Genomic DNA, 12,828 nt, shown 5'->3' on the forward strand with positions numbered 1-12,828 from the left:
CGGTCCAATCTGTCGACTAAGGGCGTATCACTGATGCAGAGCCTATCCCTCCCCGAATGCGTGCGCACCGCAATGGTACCGGCGCATGGCTGATCCGCTGCCGCATATTGCCCAGCCGGCGGCGATGATCGCACCGCAAAACACCGCTCTCATCGTTATCGATGTCCAGGTGGATTTCGCTTCGGCAAAAGGCGTGATCGGTCGCCACGGCGTGGACATGAGCCCGGCCGAGGCAGCGATCGATCGCATCGAGGCGTTGATCGCCGCCGCGCGCCAGGCGGGTACAACGGTAGGCTTTATGCGCGTCATGACCCGGCCCGAAACCGATTCAAAGGCGCTCAAGATGTGGATGGCCCGCCGCGGCACGCCCGGCAGCGAAGGCATATGCAGGATCGGCAGCGGCGGCGAAGACTACTACCGCGTCCGCCCCGAGCCGGGCGATATCGAAGTGAGCAAGCTGGCCTACTCCAGCTTTCACGGAACCGATTTCGAGCACCAGCTGCGCGCCCGCGGGATCGACACGCTGGTAGTGACCGGGCTCACCACCGACTGCTGCGTCGATTCCACCACGCGCGATGCCTTCCACCGCGACTTCCACACCTTCGTGGTGTCCGATGCCTGCGCCAGTTTCGATCCGGGGCTGCACACCCACACGCTGAACGCGCTGAGCCAGCATACCTCGCTGCTGGTGACGACAGACGCGGTGGTCGACGCGTGGCGCAATGGCGACGACGTAGCCGATGCGCCTGAAAAGCGCGCCGTGGCATGAACGAGCGCCCTGGCCCCGTTACAGTCGACCTGCTTATCCGCAATGCCTGGATCGTTACGATGGACGCGCAGCGGCGCATCTATCGTGATGGCGCGTTGGCCATAGTGGGAGACCGTATCCATGCAGTTGGCCCCAGCGCGGAAATCGAGGCGATGGTATCGGCGCGCGAGGTGATCGACGGATCGCGCTTCGTGCTGACGCCCGGGTTCGTCAACTGCCACGTCCACGTCACCGGAGAGCCGCTCACGCGCGGTGCGGTCCCCGACGATACGGACTGGGAAGCCAACGTGATGGGCTGGTTGATCCCCACGTATCAAGCGCAGACCCCTAAGGAGGAGCGGCTCTCCGCGCGCTTCGCTGCGCTTGAAATGCTGCGCACCGGCACCACCTGCTTCATCGAAGCGGGCACTATCCTGGATCTGGCCGCCGTGCACGACGGCCTCGCGGAAACCGGGATACGCGGTCGCATCGGCCAATGGGCGCAGGACCGCGCTTTCGCGCCGGGCGAGGACCAGGCCGCCCTCACCCGTCAGGCGATCGATACGCTGCAACGCGAAGTGGAGCGCTACTCGTGCGCTGGCGATCCGCTGCTTGCCGCATGGCCCGCACTGGTCGGTCATGCCACCGCAACTGACGATCTGTGGCGCGCGGCGAGCGAATTGGCGCTGGCACACAACGCGGGCGTCACGGCCCACATGAGCCCGGACCCGCAGGACCCCGAATTCTATCTTGCCACCACCGGACGCCGGCCGATCGCCCACCTCGCCGAGATCGGGGTGCTGGGCGACCATGTGTCGCTGACCCACGCGATATTTCTCGATCGGGCGGAAGTGGATCTGCTGGCCGCCACCGGCACCCACGTCACCCATTGCCCGATGACCGCGATGAAAGGAGCCTACGGCGCCAGCCACTCTGGCCTGTTCCCCGAAATGGCCGCAGCCGGTGTCCCGATCCAGTTCGGCACCGACGGCAACAACAACGGCAATGCCGCAGACCTGATGCGCGCGATGTATGTCACCGCGGGCCTGTTCAAGGATTCCCGCCGCGATTCCAGCCTCTTTTCCGCGTACGACGTGCTCGAATGCGCCACCCTCAACGGCGCCGCCGGCGCACAAATGGGCCATCTTATCGGCAGCCTGGAGCCGGGCAAGAAGGCCGATTTCGTCGCCCACGACCGCGATCGGCCGGAATGGACGCCACTGCTTAATGTCGTCAATCAGCTCGTCTGGTCGGCCGACGGACGCGGCGTGCACAGCGTGTGGGTCGATGGCCGCCGCGTGGTCGACAGCTATCGCTGCACCACAATAGACGAGGACGCCATCTACGCCGAGGTCGAAGCCGCCGCGCCCATCCTGCTGGCACGGGCGGGCAAGACCGTACCGTGCCGCTGGCCGGTCCTGTAGACACCGCCGCGCAAGGCAGCGCAGGGTAACGGCTGACCGGGGCTTACCCCGCCGCCAGCATCACGCCCAGCGCGGCCCCGGCCACCCCCAGCCCGCGAACCCAGCCGGACGGCATGCGCCGTGCGATCTGTACGCCAAGGATGTGCAGAACAGCGGTTGACGCGATGAAACCCGCGGCGAAGTTCGCCAAGCCCTGACCCGGCGCTTCCAGCCCGTGCGCCATGCCATGCGCCATGCCGAATGCGCCGGTCACCGCGCACGCGGTCGCCAGCGACGCGCGCAGGCGCAGCGCCACGATGCAACCGAGCACCAGCACCGACAGCACTATTCCCCATTCCGCGCTGCCGGTGAACCCGCCCAGCCCGGCTCCCGACAGCGCAAGGCCAAAGCCCGCGACCATTGCACCGACGAACGCAGCCGGTGGCGCCCAGCGGCTTTTGCCGGGCAGCGTGCCGCTCCACATCCCGACCAGCACCATCGCCGCCAGATGGTCCGTCCCGGTCAACGGATGCAGTACGCCCGATAGCAGCGGATAGGCTGCCAGAGCATGGCCGGGGTGTGCTTGTGCCACAGCCGGCACCAGAATCGCCGCCGCCGCGATCGGCGCTGCGAGCATGCTTTGCATTTTCATCGGCCCAGCCCTCCTTTGGTGATGATGAAGCTTTCGATCTCGGCGACACCGTGGCCGGCGCGCACGTTGGCAAAGACGAACGGACGCGCGCCCCGCATCTTGCGAGCATCACGGTCCATCACCTCCAGACTGGCGCCGACATGCGGCGCAAGATCGATCTTGTTGATCACGAGCAGTTCGGAGCGCGTAATCCCCGGCCCGCCCTTTCGCGGGATCTTGTCCCCTGCCGACACGTCGATCACGTAGATCGTCAGATCCGCCAGTTCCGGGCTGAACGTGGCGGCAAGGTTGTCACCGCCGCTTTCGATCAGCACCAGTTCAAGACCGGGGAAGCGCCGTTCGAGGGTGTCGACCGCGGCAAGGTTCATCGAGGCGTCCTCCCGGATCGCGGTGTGCGGGCAACCGCCGGTCTCCACGCCCAAGATGCGGTCCGCATCCAGTGAGCCGGCACGCGTCAGAAACTCGGCGTCCTCACGCGTATAGATGTCGTTGGTGATGGCCGCGATCTGGAAGCGCTCGCGCAGCGATTTGCACAATGCGTCCATAAGCGCCGTCTTGCCTGAGCCGACCGGCCCGCCGATGCCGACGCGCAACGCGCCGGTGGTCTGCGGTGGGACGATCTGTTCCATCTGCGTCATGTCCTGAAAAGCCTTGTGTAGGTGGTTTCATGTGCCATGCAGCCGATCTCGGCCACCAGCGTGCAGCCGCGCAGCGCCAGAAAGGGATCACCACCCGCGTGCGCGATCAGGTCGGCGGCCAGTGTTCGCAAGGGCACGCGCAAGGCGTGGAGCGCGCGTTGGGCATCGGTCTGGCCCAGCGGCACCAGGCGCTGGGCGGCCGAGACCAGATTGGCCACGCAGCCGTGGAGGTATGCAACCAGCCCGTGCATCTCCGGCACCGCATGAAAGCCGAACAGGCAGCCGGCCGCAACCGGATACGCCAGCGCGCCCTCCGGCACCGCCGCGATCATCCCGGCAAAGCCGCTGGGCGCCGCAGCGTGGAGCGCGATGCGCCGAAATGCCGCGCCCTGTGCGGTGGTTTCCAGGTGGCGCTCGAAGCCGCTCTGCGCCGCGGCGGCAAGCTCGGCCACCTGCACCAGCATATCTGCGTCGCCTGCTGTGGCCGCACGCAAGGCGTGAAGGAAGAACACCGCTTCGTTGTGCAGCGGGCCGTGTTCGAGCAGGTCGCCGATCCAGTCGACCGTCGATGCGAGGTCGCGCACATGGCCCGCCTCCACAGCCCATTCCAGCCCGCCGGAATGCGCGAAAGCGCCGATCGGCCAGGCCGGGGACATCCAGCTCAACAGATCGAAGAGGGTTCCGTCATCCATGGGCATGGTTATGGTGGGCGTGATGGTGATGATCGTGCGCGCCGTCATGCCCGGCATCCCCGTGCGCGTGGCTATGGGCGTTGCTATGGGAATCCCCGTGGCCGCCACCCGCGTAAGCGCCGCCTTCAGGATCGAACGGCGCAAGAACGGCCCGGCACGTGCCGCCCAGCCCTTCGACCATGTGCGCGATCACATGGTCGGCGCGGATCAGCAGGGTTTCGCCGGCCAGTTGCGTGGGAAGGTGGCGGTTGCCCAGATGCCATGCGATACGCACGAGCGCGGCGATATCGGGCGCGCCGATCGCGATCAGATGCTCGGGCGTCGCCTGGACCGCTACGACCGCGCCGTCCTCCAGTTGCAGGCCATCTCCGTCGCGCAAGTGAACCACGTTGGGCTGGTCCAGCAGGATCGTGCGGCCATTGCGGGTGGCATGCACGATCCGGCGGCGGCGGCGGTGATCGTGGTCAAGTTCTACCACGTCATCGGCCGCTGCCCCGCCGCCCGGAATGATCGTGATGATGCGCTGCATGGTGTGATAAACCCTTGCTCAGTAAAGAAAATAGCGTTGCGCCAGAGGCAGTTCGTCGGCCGGTTCGCAGATCAGCAACTGGCCATCTGCGCGCACTTCGTATGTCTCGGGGTTCACTTCGATCACCGGTAGCGCGTCGTTGTGCTTCATGTCGCGCTTGCCGATCGCGCGGGTCGCGCGCACGGCGCTAAGGGTGCGATGCAAGCTCAGGCGGTGCGCGGGATCGGTTTCGAGCGCCGCCGCGCTGACGAACGTGATGCAGCTTGCCGCCATCGCGCGTCCGTAGCTACCGAACATCGGCCGGGCATGGACGGGCTGCGGCGTGGGTATCGAGGCATTGGCGTCGCCCATCATGGCATGGACGATCATGCCGCCCTTGATCACCAGTTCGGGCTTGGCGCCGAAGAAGGCGGGGTGCCACAGCACCAGATCGGCCAGTTTACCAACTTCGACCGAGCCGACCTCGTGCGCCAGTCCTTGGGCGAGCGCGGGGTTTATCGTGTACTTGGCGACGTAGCGCTTCACGCGCGTATTGTCGGCCGCGTCGTCATCGCCATCGAGGGGGCCGCGCTGCCGCTTCATCTTGTGCGCCGTCTGCCACGTGCGGGTGATCACCTCGCCGACCCGCCCCATCGCCTGACTGTCCGACGACAGGATCGAGAGCGCGCCAAGATCGTGCAGAATGTCTTCGGCTGCGATCGTTTCCTTGCGGATGCGGCTTTCGGCGAAGGCGAGATCTTCCGCGATCGAAGGGTCGAGGTGGTGGCATACCATCAGCATGTCGAGATGCTCGTCGATGGTGTTGACTGTAAACGGCATCGTCGGGTTGGTGGACGAGGGGATGACGTGCGCCAGACCGGCCAGGCGGATGATGTCGGGCGCATGACCACCGCCCGCGCCTTCGGTGTGGAACGCGTGGATGGTGCGGCCCTGGAAGGCGGCTATCGTGTCCTCGACGAAGCCGCTTTCGTTCAGCGTATCGGTGTGGATCATCACCTGGATGTCCATGGCGTCAGCAACGGAAAGGCAGCAGTCGATCGCGGCCGGCGTGGTACCCCAGTCCTCATGGAGCTTGAGCGCGCAGGCCCCGGCGCGAATTTGCTCCACCAGCGCTTGCGGCTGGCTGGCGTTACCCTTGCCGGCAAAGCCCAGGTTCACCGGCAGGCCTTCAGCCGCCATCAACATGCGCTCGATATGCCACGGTCCGGGCGTACACGTCGTCGCGTTGGTGCCGGTCGCAGGGCCGGTGCCGCCGCCGATCATGGTCGTCACACCGCTGGCGATCGCCTCTTCCACCTGCTGCGGGCAGATGAAGTGGATGTGCGCGTCCACGCCGCCTGCGGTGAGAATGCGCCCTTCACCCGCGATGATCTCCGTCCCCGGCCCGATCACGATGTCGACGCCGGGCTGCACATCGGGATTGCCAGCCTTGCCGATCGCAGCGATCCGCCCGTCGCGCAAGGCGATGTCGGCCTTGTAGATACCGCTCCAGTCAAGCACCACGGCGTTGGTGATGACGGTATCGGCAGCGCCCGCCGCGCGGGTTGCCTGGCTTTGGCCCATCCCGTCGCGGATCACCTTGCCGCCGCCGAATTTCACCTCCTCGCCATAGGACGTGCAGTCATGCTCGATGCGGATGATCAGGTCGGTGTCGGCCAGGCGCAGGCGGTCGCCGGTGGTGGGGCCGTACATGTCGGCATACGCGGCCCGGCTCATCCGATAGGCCATCAGTCGAGGTCTCCCATGACATCCTGCCGGAAGCCGAACACCCGGCGCGTACCGGACAGCGGCACGAGGTCTACCATGCGGCTCTGCCCCGGCTCGAAACGCACCGCCGTGCCGGCAGGAACATCGAGCCGCTGCCCGCGCGCCGCATCGCGATCGAACGCCAGCGCCGGGTTGGTTTCCGCGAAATGGTAGTGGCTGCCCACTTGGATTGGCCGATCGCCGGTGTTGGCAATGGCAAGCCGCGTGACCGGACGGCCCGCGTTCAATACGATCTCACCGTCTGCGGCAAGCAGTTCGCCCGGGATCATCGGCGCCATCGGATCAGCGGATCGGGTCATGGACGGTAACCAGCTTCGTGCCATCGGGAAAGGTCACCTCGACCTGCACGTCCGGGATCATTTCGGCGATGCCGGGCATCACCTGCTCGCGGGTGATGACGTGCGCGCCCGCTTCCATCAGGTCGGAAACCCGGCGTCCATCGCGCGCGCCTTCGATCACGAAGTCGCTGATGAGCGCGATCGCCTCGGGATAGTTGAGCCGCACGCCGCGTTCCAGCCGCCGGCGGGCCACCATTGCCGCCACGGAAATCAGCAGCTTGTCCTTTTCCCTGGGCGTCAATTGCACGTTAGCAACGCCACACGCGAGGCAGTCGGGCATCGCCGCGCAGAACGTCGAGCGCGCCCGAAAGGCACAGCCGCAGCGCCGCCGGATCGGCACAGAGCAACCGGGCCGAGACGATCCCGTTCCACGCGCTCGCCCCGGCAAGTACGTTCGGATGATGTTCCAGTTCGGCGCGCAAGGCGTCCAACCGCCCCGCCCCATCGCCTCCCAGCGCAAGGATCACCGCTGACGCCGTCGCCCCGTTCCCCAGTGCGGCGCGGGCCATCTGCGCGGCGGGCGCTTCGCCAAGGTCGAGGACGTCGGCATAGATCAACGTGCCATCGCGCCACGCACGCACGCGGTCACGCAGCATGCCCGAGGCGAAACGCTCACCGCGCGCAAGGCGACCGAACACGAGGCATTCGCACCACAGCAGCGTGGCATCGCCCTGCACCACGATCGCGGCCTCACGCTCCAGCCTGGCCCCATCGAACAGGATGGTTTCCTGGGGCAGCCATTCCCCGTGGGCACCCGCCGCCACCGTCAAGCGGGTGGACACCGTGCTGGCGGGGCCCCGGCTGCCATAGACCTTTTCCGCCGCCTGGGTCGTCAGCACAGCGGCCGTGCCGGTATCCCACATGACATCTTGCGTCACCGCGTCACCGCCGCACAGGCCGCCCGACGTGTTGATCATGACCGCTTCGGTGGTCCGCCCACGCGGCACGCGCACGCGCAGGCATCCGCCCTCCTGCCGCCGGCGCAGTACGGTGGCACCGCCCCGGCGTTCGAAACGCAGCGACAGGCTACCCTGGCTGCGAAGGTAGGCCGGGACCGTGGCCACAGCAGGCTTCAAACCGGCGTCTCACCCTTGATCTGGATGCGGTATCCCGAACGGACTTGCGGGAAGTAATCCCAAATCGCCATGTGCTGGCCGCACCGGTTATCCCAGATCGCGATCGCATGTGGGCTCCACGTGAACCGGCACTGGAACATCGGGCTTTGCACATGTTCGAACAGGAAACCCAGCAGGGCCTCGCTCTCGCGCTCGGAAACCCCGTCGATCCGGGTGGTGAAACCGCGATTGACGTACAACGCCTTGCGCCCGGTAACCGGATGGGTGCGCGCGATCGGATGCGACGTGCACGGCAGCGTCATCCCCTCGGGCACGAGGCCCCCGAACGCCTTCACCCCGTCATGAGTCGCGGTCAGCCCTTGCAGCTGCGCGCGCATCCGGTCGGACAGCGCGTCCCAGGCGGCGTACATGCTGGAGAATACGGTATCACCGCCAAGCGGGGGAATGGTGTGCAGGTAAAGGATCGAACCCATCGGCGGCTGCGGATCGCAGCTCATGTCCGAATGCCAGTCCTCGCCCGCGACATACTTGGACGTGTGGTCGGCGTGCATCTTGGTGATCTCGTCAAAGCCGGGGACGCGCCAGGGCTTGGTGCTGGGCGCGACATGCGCTTCTCCGAATACCGCGGCAAGACGGCGATGCGCGGCGAAATCCAGCGGCTGATCACGCAGGAAAATCACCATGTGATCGGCCAGAGCCTGACGCAGCTCCGCCGCCACATCCTCGCCATAGGGCTGGGTCAGGTCAACGCCGCTGACATAAGCGCCGATCGTGGGATTGAGACGCTCCACCTTGAGCAGCGCGTAGCGCCCGTCCGCGTGCGGCCTGTCCTGAACCACTGTCTCCATTGCTGACTCCTAATCCCTTGCTGATCGAAGGATTGCACCAATTCAAAACTGGTGCAATTTATAATGCATATATCATGGCGAACTACACGGCTGTTCAAACGTTCGACCATCCGCGCGCGTCAAACCCTGCGCGCATACTACACCGTCGATGTTTTCGTGCTTGAGCCAGAGCGCCATTTCCTTCGGCATGGTGCGCGCAGCCCCGGTCGATGACCCACCTGCTCAGACAGTCGCCGCCACCAGCGCGTCCACCGCCGCGCGGTCCGGCATCGACGGCGCCGCGCCGCGCGCGCGCACCGAGAGGGACGCGGCGGCATTGGCAAGGCGAAGCGCGTCTTGCGGCCCGATGCCCTGATCGACGCAGGCCGCGATGACGCCGCAGAAACAGTCTCCGGCGCCGCTCGTGTCCATCACAACGGGTGCCGGGATCGCAGGCGAGAAGATCGCATCGTTTGCCCACACCGCTACCGAACCGATCGCGCCCAGCGTCACCACCACGGCCTGATTGGGCCGGCCCAGCAGCCGCCGCGCGACCAGCACGTCATCCAGCGTTTCCGGTTCCCGGTCCAACTGGAGATAGTCGGCAAATTCGGTCTGGTTGAAGATCAGCATATCGGCCAGTCCGAACAGCGCCGCACCCGCCGGAATCGCCGGCGCGGCGTTCAGGATCTTGCGCAAGGATGCGGCCGGCGCGCTGGCCAACAACCGGGCAATCTCGTCCACGTCGTTTTCCAGCTGCACCAGCAGCACGCGCGTTTGTGCAGACAATGCGGGCAGCGCGTCCATCGCGCGCGCGGCCATATTGGCGGCAGGCTCTACCGCGATCATGTTGTCGCCGCCCGGTTCGATCAGGATCGTCGCGCGCCCGCTGGGCTGCCCGGCCAGCACCTGGACATGCGCGGTATCGATGCCCTCGGCCACCAGCGCGCTGCGTAACTGGACACCTGCGTTATCGTCACCCACCGCGCCGGCCATGTGCGTGACCGAGCCGAAGCGCGCAGCGGCGATGGCCTGGTTCAGGCCCTTGCCGCCCACGGCCTCCTCGCTCTCCTGAACCAGCAGCGTCTGCCCCCAGCCGGCCTTTGCAGGCAGCCGCAGCGCGATGTCCAAATTGAGCGACCCGAACACTGTGACAGACATACACCACCCAACCTGGCCGGAATCGGCCCGCTACCGTGCTAGACGCGCCGCGCCGCCAAGTCTTGGCCTGGCGCGCACACGTTCAGTACGGGCGATCACCTTTCACCCACATGCGATGCATCTCGCGGATATACCGTGTGTCGTCAAACAAGGTGCCCGTGTGCAAAGTACAGCGGTTGTCCCACACCAGCACGTCGCCGACCTGCCACTTGTGGCGGTAGACAAAACGCTCCTGCGTCACGAATGCGATCAACGCGTCGATCACCGGCTCGCTCTCGGCGGTAGACCAGCCGACGAACCCGGGCGTCAGGCTTGACACCCACAGCGCCTTGCGCCCGTCGGCCGGATGGGTGCGGACCAGCGGATGCACCACGTCCGGATTGGCGCGCAAGACTTCAGGCGGAATCGCCTTTCGCCCTTCGCTGCGCATGTTGGCAAGGTATTCGAACGAATGGATCTGCTTGAGCCGCGCCAACTCCGCCTGCCGCTGTGCGGGCAACGCCGCAAAGGCCGCGCATTGATCTGCCAGCAACGTATCGCTGCCCTCGGGCGGGACCGCGATCGCATAGAGCATGGTGCACATCGCCGGCTCGGCGGTGTAATTGAGGTCGGTATGCCAGCCGATGCCGTCGTTGTGCGCGCCGACCGGCCTGCCGTCCTCTACCCGGTTGGACAGGATGTAGATCTCCGGATGATCGGGCAGCGTGAAATCCTGCAGCGTGTGTCCCTCCAGCGGCCCGAACGCCTTGCCAAAGCGCACGAACTGCTCGGGCGTGAGTGACTGCCAGCGCAGCACGAGGGCGCCGGTGCGATGGAACTCGGCGACGATATCGGCCAGTTGCGCATCACCGGCAGCCGCAAGATCGACCCCGCCGATCTGCGTGCCGAAGCCGGGCTTAAGCTCTGCGCGATCAAGCGATGCCGTGCTCATACAACTGCCTCCGGCCCATCCTTGCCCAGCAGCGACCAGTCGTACTTGAGGTTCAGGTGCGACCCGTCACAAAAAGGCTTGGTCCTGGAATAGCCGCAACCGCAGATCGCCTGCAGCCCGGTTTCGGGGACAGTGAAGGCCATCGCCGGGGCAGTTCCGCACATGTGCGCGGGGTCACACGGCTGCGCCTCGGCCTTTCCGCATTTGCACCAGTGGTACGTCTCGCCGGCTTGGAGAGTTGCGAAGTACGGCTGCTTGCGCGTGCCGTCGGGCCAGCGTTTCTTCACCCACCCTTCGGCGATCGGGCTTGCCATGTTGAGCTTGAGTTCGACTGTGCTGAACAGCCACCTGCCACCGACCTTGCGGAACCGCGCATCGTACGTGCCGGCGATCCAGTACGCCTCCGCTTCGTTGGTATGCTCGTTCGGCAGGTTTGCCGCTTCCCACAAGTACCAGAACCCGATCGCCTCCTCGCCGGACGGATCCAGGGTGATCTGCACCGAGATCATGTTGTGCAGCGACCACCAGATCTTTTCGCCCGCTACCGCCTTGAGGCCCAGCGCACAGCCATCGCCGCCCACGAAAGTGCCGAACCCCTTGCACGTCCACGTGGCATCGTCGGTAAACAGCGGGCGCAGCAGCACCGGATCGTTGCCCACGTCGCACGAGCGCGCGTAGGTGGTAACCAGATCGGCGATGGCGTCCTTCGCGGTCAGCTTTTCGACTTGCGCGCGCAAGGTCGCGAGTTCTGCTGCGATATCCGGGATGCCGAAATCGGTGGTAACGGTCATCACTCGGCCGCCTCCGCATAGACGCCAAGCGTGGCGGCATAGCTCTTGTACCGCTTGATCAGCCAAGTGTTGATCTGCGCCAGCGTCTTTTCATTGGGCGACCAGCGGGTGCGCGGTGCCACGCGGGACGACAAGCCCTTGTGGGTGCGGATATTGGCTTCGGTATCCTGTTCGTTGAACACGGCCACCCCGTCGATCGTGCCTTTGAGCAGCAAGTCCGCCGTGGGCAGGGACAAGTTGTCCCAGCTGGTCAGCACGCCCACGCGCAGGGTGATGTCGCCAGCAGCCTGCGGCAGGATCACGTAATAGAACACCACGTCTGCCTGGGCGCCCAGAAACAGGTTGGGCATCACGCCGGCAAACACCACGCGCGAACGCTCTTCGTCGGTCAGGTCGGGCAGCGCAGGAAACAGCGCCTTGCCCGCAATGTTGAAGCCACCGTCGATGTGCGTGAATTCGACCTCGCGATAGATCGCGCCATCGTCGGCGTCATCCCAATCGTTGAAGCGCACGTTGCTGGAAGGCGCAAAATCGTGGATGCCGGCATGCAGGTAGTGTGTGTGGTACGGCTCCAGCGCGTTCTCCTGCATGAACTTCCAGTTCCACTTGTTAGAAGCCCACTCGACCGGTTTGATCGAGGCGAGTTCGGCCATGCGGTGGTTTTCCAGCAAGCCCGTCAACGTCTTGAGCCTGGGCGCGAGCGGCGCGGCCTCGCCATCGAAGTTGACGAAGATGAAGCCGTTCCAGATCTCCGAGCGGAACACCGGCAGGCAGGCGGTGCGCCTGAGTTCCGCGAACGGCAGCGTGCCTTCCATTTCGGGCGCGGCGGTGAGATTGCCCTCCAGGTCATAGGACCAGCCGTGGAAGGGGCAGGTAAAACCGCGGGCGTTGCCGCTGGCTTCGCCCAGCAAGTGGCCGCGATGACGGCAAACGGCAGAGAGCACGCGTACCGTGTCGTCCTTGCCGCGCACCACCAGCAGCGGCTCGCCAACGATCTCAATCGTGAAGTAGTCCCCCACGTCCGGGATCGCGCCGACGTGGCCGGTCGCCACCCACTCGCGATCGTACACGGCGCGCTTCTCGAATTCGAACCACGCGGGCGAGGTGTAGCACGCGGGTGGGAGGCTCATGGCCTGCGACACGTCGCCAACGCTGGCGCCAAGCTGGTCGAGAAGGTTCAGCACCTCCGGTTCCAGGGTCGCTTGCGGCAAGCCGGCCTGCACGAACGCACTCATCGTGTCACCTTTCGAAAATTCGCATTACAAGCATCAATAT

The 12,828-nt window shown here is 65.7% G+C and carries 15 protein-coding genes; 2 read left to right on the forward strand and 13 right to left on the reverse strand.

The features are described from left to right. Positions 1 to 85 precede the first annotated feature (85 nt). A complete protein-coding gene (locus ASE49_RS14745) occupies positions 86 to 769 on the forward strand; it encodes a cysteine hydrolase family protein (RefSeq protein WP_056774158.1) in 684 nt (227 codons plus the stop codon). Then, positions 766 to 2,172 (forward strand): amidohydrolase family protein, encoded by a 1,407-nt coding sequence (locus ASE49_RS14750; protein WP_056774161.1) that lies wholly within the window; start codon positions 766 to 768, stop codon positions 2,170 to 2,172. Before ASE49_RS14745 ends, ASE49_RS14750 begins: the two co-directional genes overlap by 4 nt. A 43-nt stretch (positions 2,173 to 2,215) precedes the next feature. On the opposite strand, the gene ASE49_RS14755 is transcribed toward ASE49_RS14750, so the two are convergent. From ASE49_RS14755 to ASE49_RS14815, 13 genes are all read right to left on the reverse strand, one after another. Continuing rightward, entirely contained in the window at positions 2,216 to 2,803 is a 588-nt protein-coding gene (locus ASE49_RS14755) for a HupE/UreJ family protein (RefSeq protein WP_056774165.1), read from the reverse strand. Then, positions 2,800 to 3,441 (reverse strand): urease accessory protein UreG, encoded by a 642-nt coding sequence (gene ureG / locus ASE49_RS14760; RefSeq protein ID WP_056774168.1) that lies wholly within the window; start codon positions 3,439 to 3,441, stop codon positions 2,800 to 2,802. Before ureG ends, ASE49_RS14755 begins: the two co-directional genes overlap by 4 nt. Continuing rightward, a complete protein-coding gene (locus tag ASE49_RS14765) occupies positions 3,438 to 4,181 on the reverse strand; it encodes an urease accessory protein UreF (RefSeq protein WP_056774496.1) in 744 nt (247 codons plus the stop codon). Before ASE49_RS14765 ends, ureG begins: the two co-directional genes overlap by 4 nt. Next, on the reverse strand, positions 4,126 to 4,662 hold the full coding sequence (locus ASE49_RS14770; RefSeq protein WP_056774170.1) for an urease accessory protein UreE: 537 nt from the start codon (positions 4,660 to 4,662) through the stop codon (positions 4,126 to 4,128). The genes ASE49_RS14765 and ASE49_RS14770 overlap by 56 nt, the downstream gene beginning before the upstream one ends. Before the next feature lie 18 nt (positions 4,663 to 4,680). Then, positions 4,681 to 6,390 (reverse strand): urease subunit alpha, encoded by a 1,710-nt coding sequence (gene ureC, locus ASE49_RS14775; protein ID WP_056774173.1) that lies wholly within the window; start codon positions 6,388 to 6,390, stop codon positions 4,681 to 4,683. After that, positions 6,390 to 6,728, reverse strand: coding sequence for an urease subunit beta (locus ASE49_RS14780; protein ID WP_235523005.1), 339 nt, complete (start codon positions 6,726 to 6,728; stop codon positions 6,390 to 6,392). Before ASE49_RS14780 ends, ureC begins: the two co-directional genes overlap by 1 nt. Continuing rightward, the gene (locus ASE49_RS14785) at positions 6,712 to 7,014 is read right to left on the reverse strand and encodes an urease subunit gamma (protein ID WP_056774175.1); all 303 of its coding nucleotides are present in this window, start codon (positions 7,012 to 7,014) and stop codon (positions 6,712 to 6,714) included. The genes ASE49_RS14780 and ASE49_RS14785 overlap by 17 nt, the downstream gene beginning before the upstream one ends. Position 7,015: 1 nt before the next feature. Further along, positions 7,016 to 7,843 (reverse strand): urease accessory protein UreD, encoded by an 828-nt coding sequence (locus ASE49_RS14790; protein WP_056774178.1) that lies wholly within the window; start codon positions 7,841 to 7,843, stop codon positions 7,016 to 7,018. Further along, positions 7,840 to 8,691 (reverse strand): TauD/TfdA dioxygenase family protein, encoded by an 852-nt coding sequence (locus tag ASE49_RS14795; protein ID WP_056774180.1) that lies wholly within the window; start codon positions 8,689 to 8,691, stop codon positions 7,840 to 7,842. Before ASE49_RS14795 ends, ASE49_RS14790 begins: the two co-directional genes overlap by 4 nt. A gap of 222 nt (positions 8,692 to 8,913) precedes the next feature. Continuing rightward, on the reverse strand, positions 8,914 to 9,831 hold the full coding sequence (locus ASE49_RS14800) for a ribokinase (RefSeq protein ID WP_056774183.1): 918 nt from the start codon (positions 9,829 to 9,831) through the stop codon (positions 8,914 to 8,916). 82 nt (positions 9,832 to 9,913) lie between these two features. Then, positions 9,914 to 10,762, reverse strand: a complete 849-nt coding sequence (locus ASE49_RS14805; RefSeq protein ID WP_056774186.1) for a TauD/TfdA dioxygenase family protein — start codon at positions 10,760 to 10,762, stop codon at positions 9,914 to 9,916. After that, a complete protein-coding gene (locus ASE49_RS14810) occupies positions 10,759 to 11,553 on the reverse strand; it encodes a nuclear transport factor 2 family protein (protein ID WP_056774189.1) in 795 nt (264 codons plus the stop codon). Before ASE49_RS14810 ends, ASE49_RS14805 begins: the two co-directional genes overlap by 4 nt. Continuing rightward, the gene (locus ASE49_RS14815) at positions 11,553 to 12,788 is read right to left on the reverse strand and encodes an aromatic ring-hydroxylating oxygenase subunit alpha (protein WP_056774192.1); all 1,236 of its coding nucleotides are present in this window, start codon (positions 12,786 to 12,788) and stop codon (positions 11,553 to 11,555) included. Before ASE49_RS14815 ends, ASE49_RS14810 begins: the two co-directional genes overlap by 1 nt. Positions 12,789 to 12,828: the final 40 nt, after the last annotated feature.

Origin of the sequence: Novosphingobium sp. Leaf2 (genome assembly GCF_001421325.1) — a bacterium.
In the GTDB taxonomy this organism is placed as follows: Bacteria; Pseudomonadota; Alphaproteobacteria; order Sphingomonadales; family Sphingomonadaceae; genus Novosphingobium.

Coding starts and splice junctions, on each gene's coding strand:
- ASE49_RS14745 (WP_056774158.1), top strand. CDS start 86: ATGGCTGATCCGCTGCCGCATATTGCCCAGCCGGCGGCGATGATCGCA.
- ASE49_RS14750 (WP_056774161.1), top strand. CDS start 766: ATGAACGAGCGCCCTGGCCCCGTTACAGTCGACCTGCTTATCCGCAAT.
- ASE49_RS14755 (WP_056774165.1), bottom strand. CDS start 2,803: ATGAAAATGCAAAGCATGCTCGCAGCGCCGATCGCGGCGGCGGCGATT.
- ureG (WP_056774168.1), bottom strand. CDS start 3,441: ATGACGCAGATGGAACAGATCGTCCCACCGCAGACCACCGGCGCGTTG.
- ASE49_RS14765 (WP_056774496.1), bottom strand. CDS start 4,181: ATGACGGCGCGCACGATCATCACCATCACGCCCACCATAACCATGCCC.
- ASE49_RS14770 (WP_056774170.1), bottom strand. CDS start 4,662: ATGCAGCGCATCATCACGATCATTCCGGGCGGCGGGGCAGCGGCCGAT.
- ureC (WP_056774173.1), bottom strand. CDS start 6,390: ATGGCCTATCGGATGAGCCGGGCCGCGTATGCCGACATGTACGGCCCC.
- ASE49_RS14780 (WP_235523005.1), bottom strand. CDS start 6,728: ATGACCCGATCCGCTGATCCGATGGCGCCGATGATCCCGGGCGAACTG.
- ASE49_RS14795 (WP_056774180.1), bottom strand. CDS start 8,691: ATGGAGACAGTGGTTCAGGACAGGCCGCACGCGGACGGGCGCTACGCG.
- ASE49_RS14800 (WP_056774183.1), bottom strand. CDS start 9,831: ATGTCTGTCACAGTGTTCGGGTCGCTCAATTTGGACATCGCGCTGCGG.
- ASE49_RS14805 (WP_056774186.1), bottom strand. CDS start 10,762: ATGAGCACGGCATCGCTTGATCGCGCAGAGCTTAAGCCCGGCTTCGGC.
- ASE49_RS14810 (WP_056774189.1), bottom strand. CDS start 11,553: ATGACCGTTACCACCGATTTCGGCATCCCGGATATCGCAGCAGAACTC.
- ASE49_RS14815 (WP_056774192.1), bottom strand. CDS start 12,788: ATGAGTGCGTTCGTGCAGGCCGGCTTGCCGCAAGCGACCCTGGAACCG.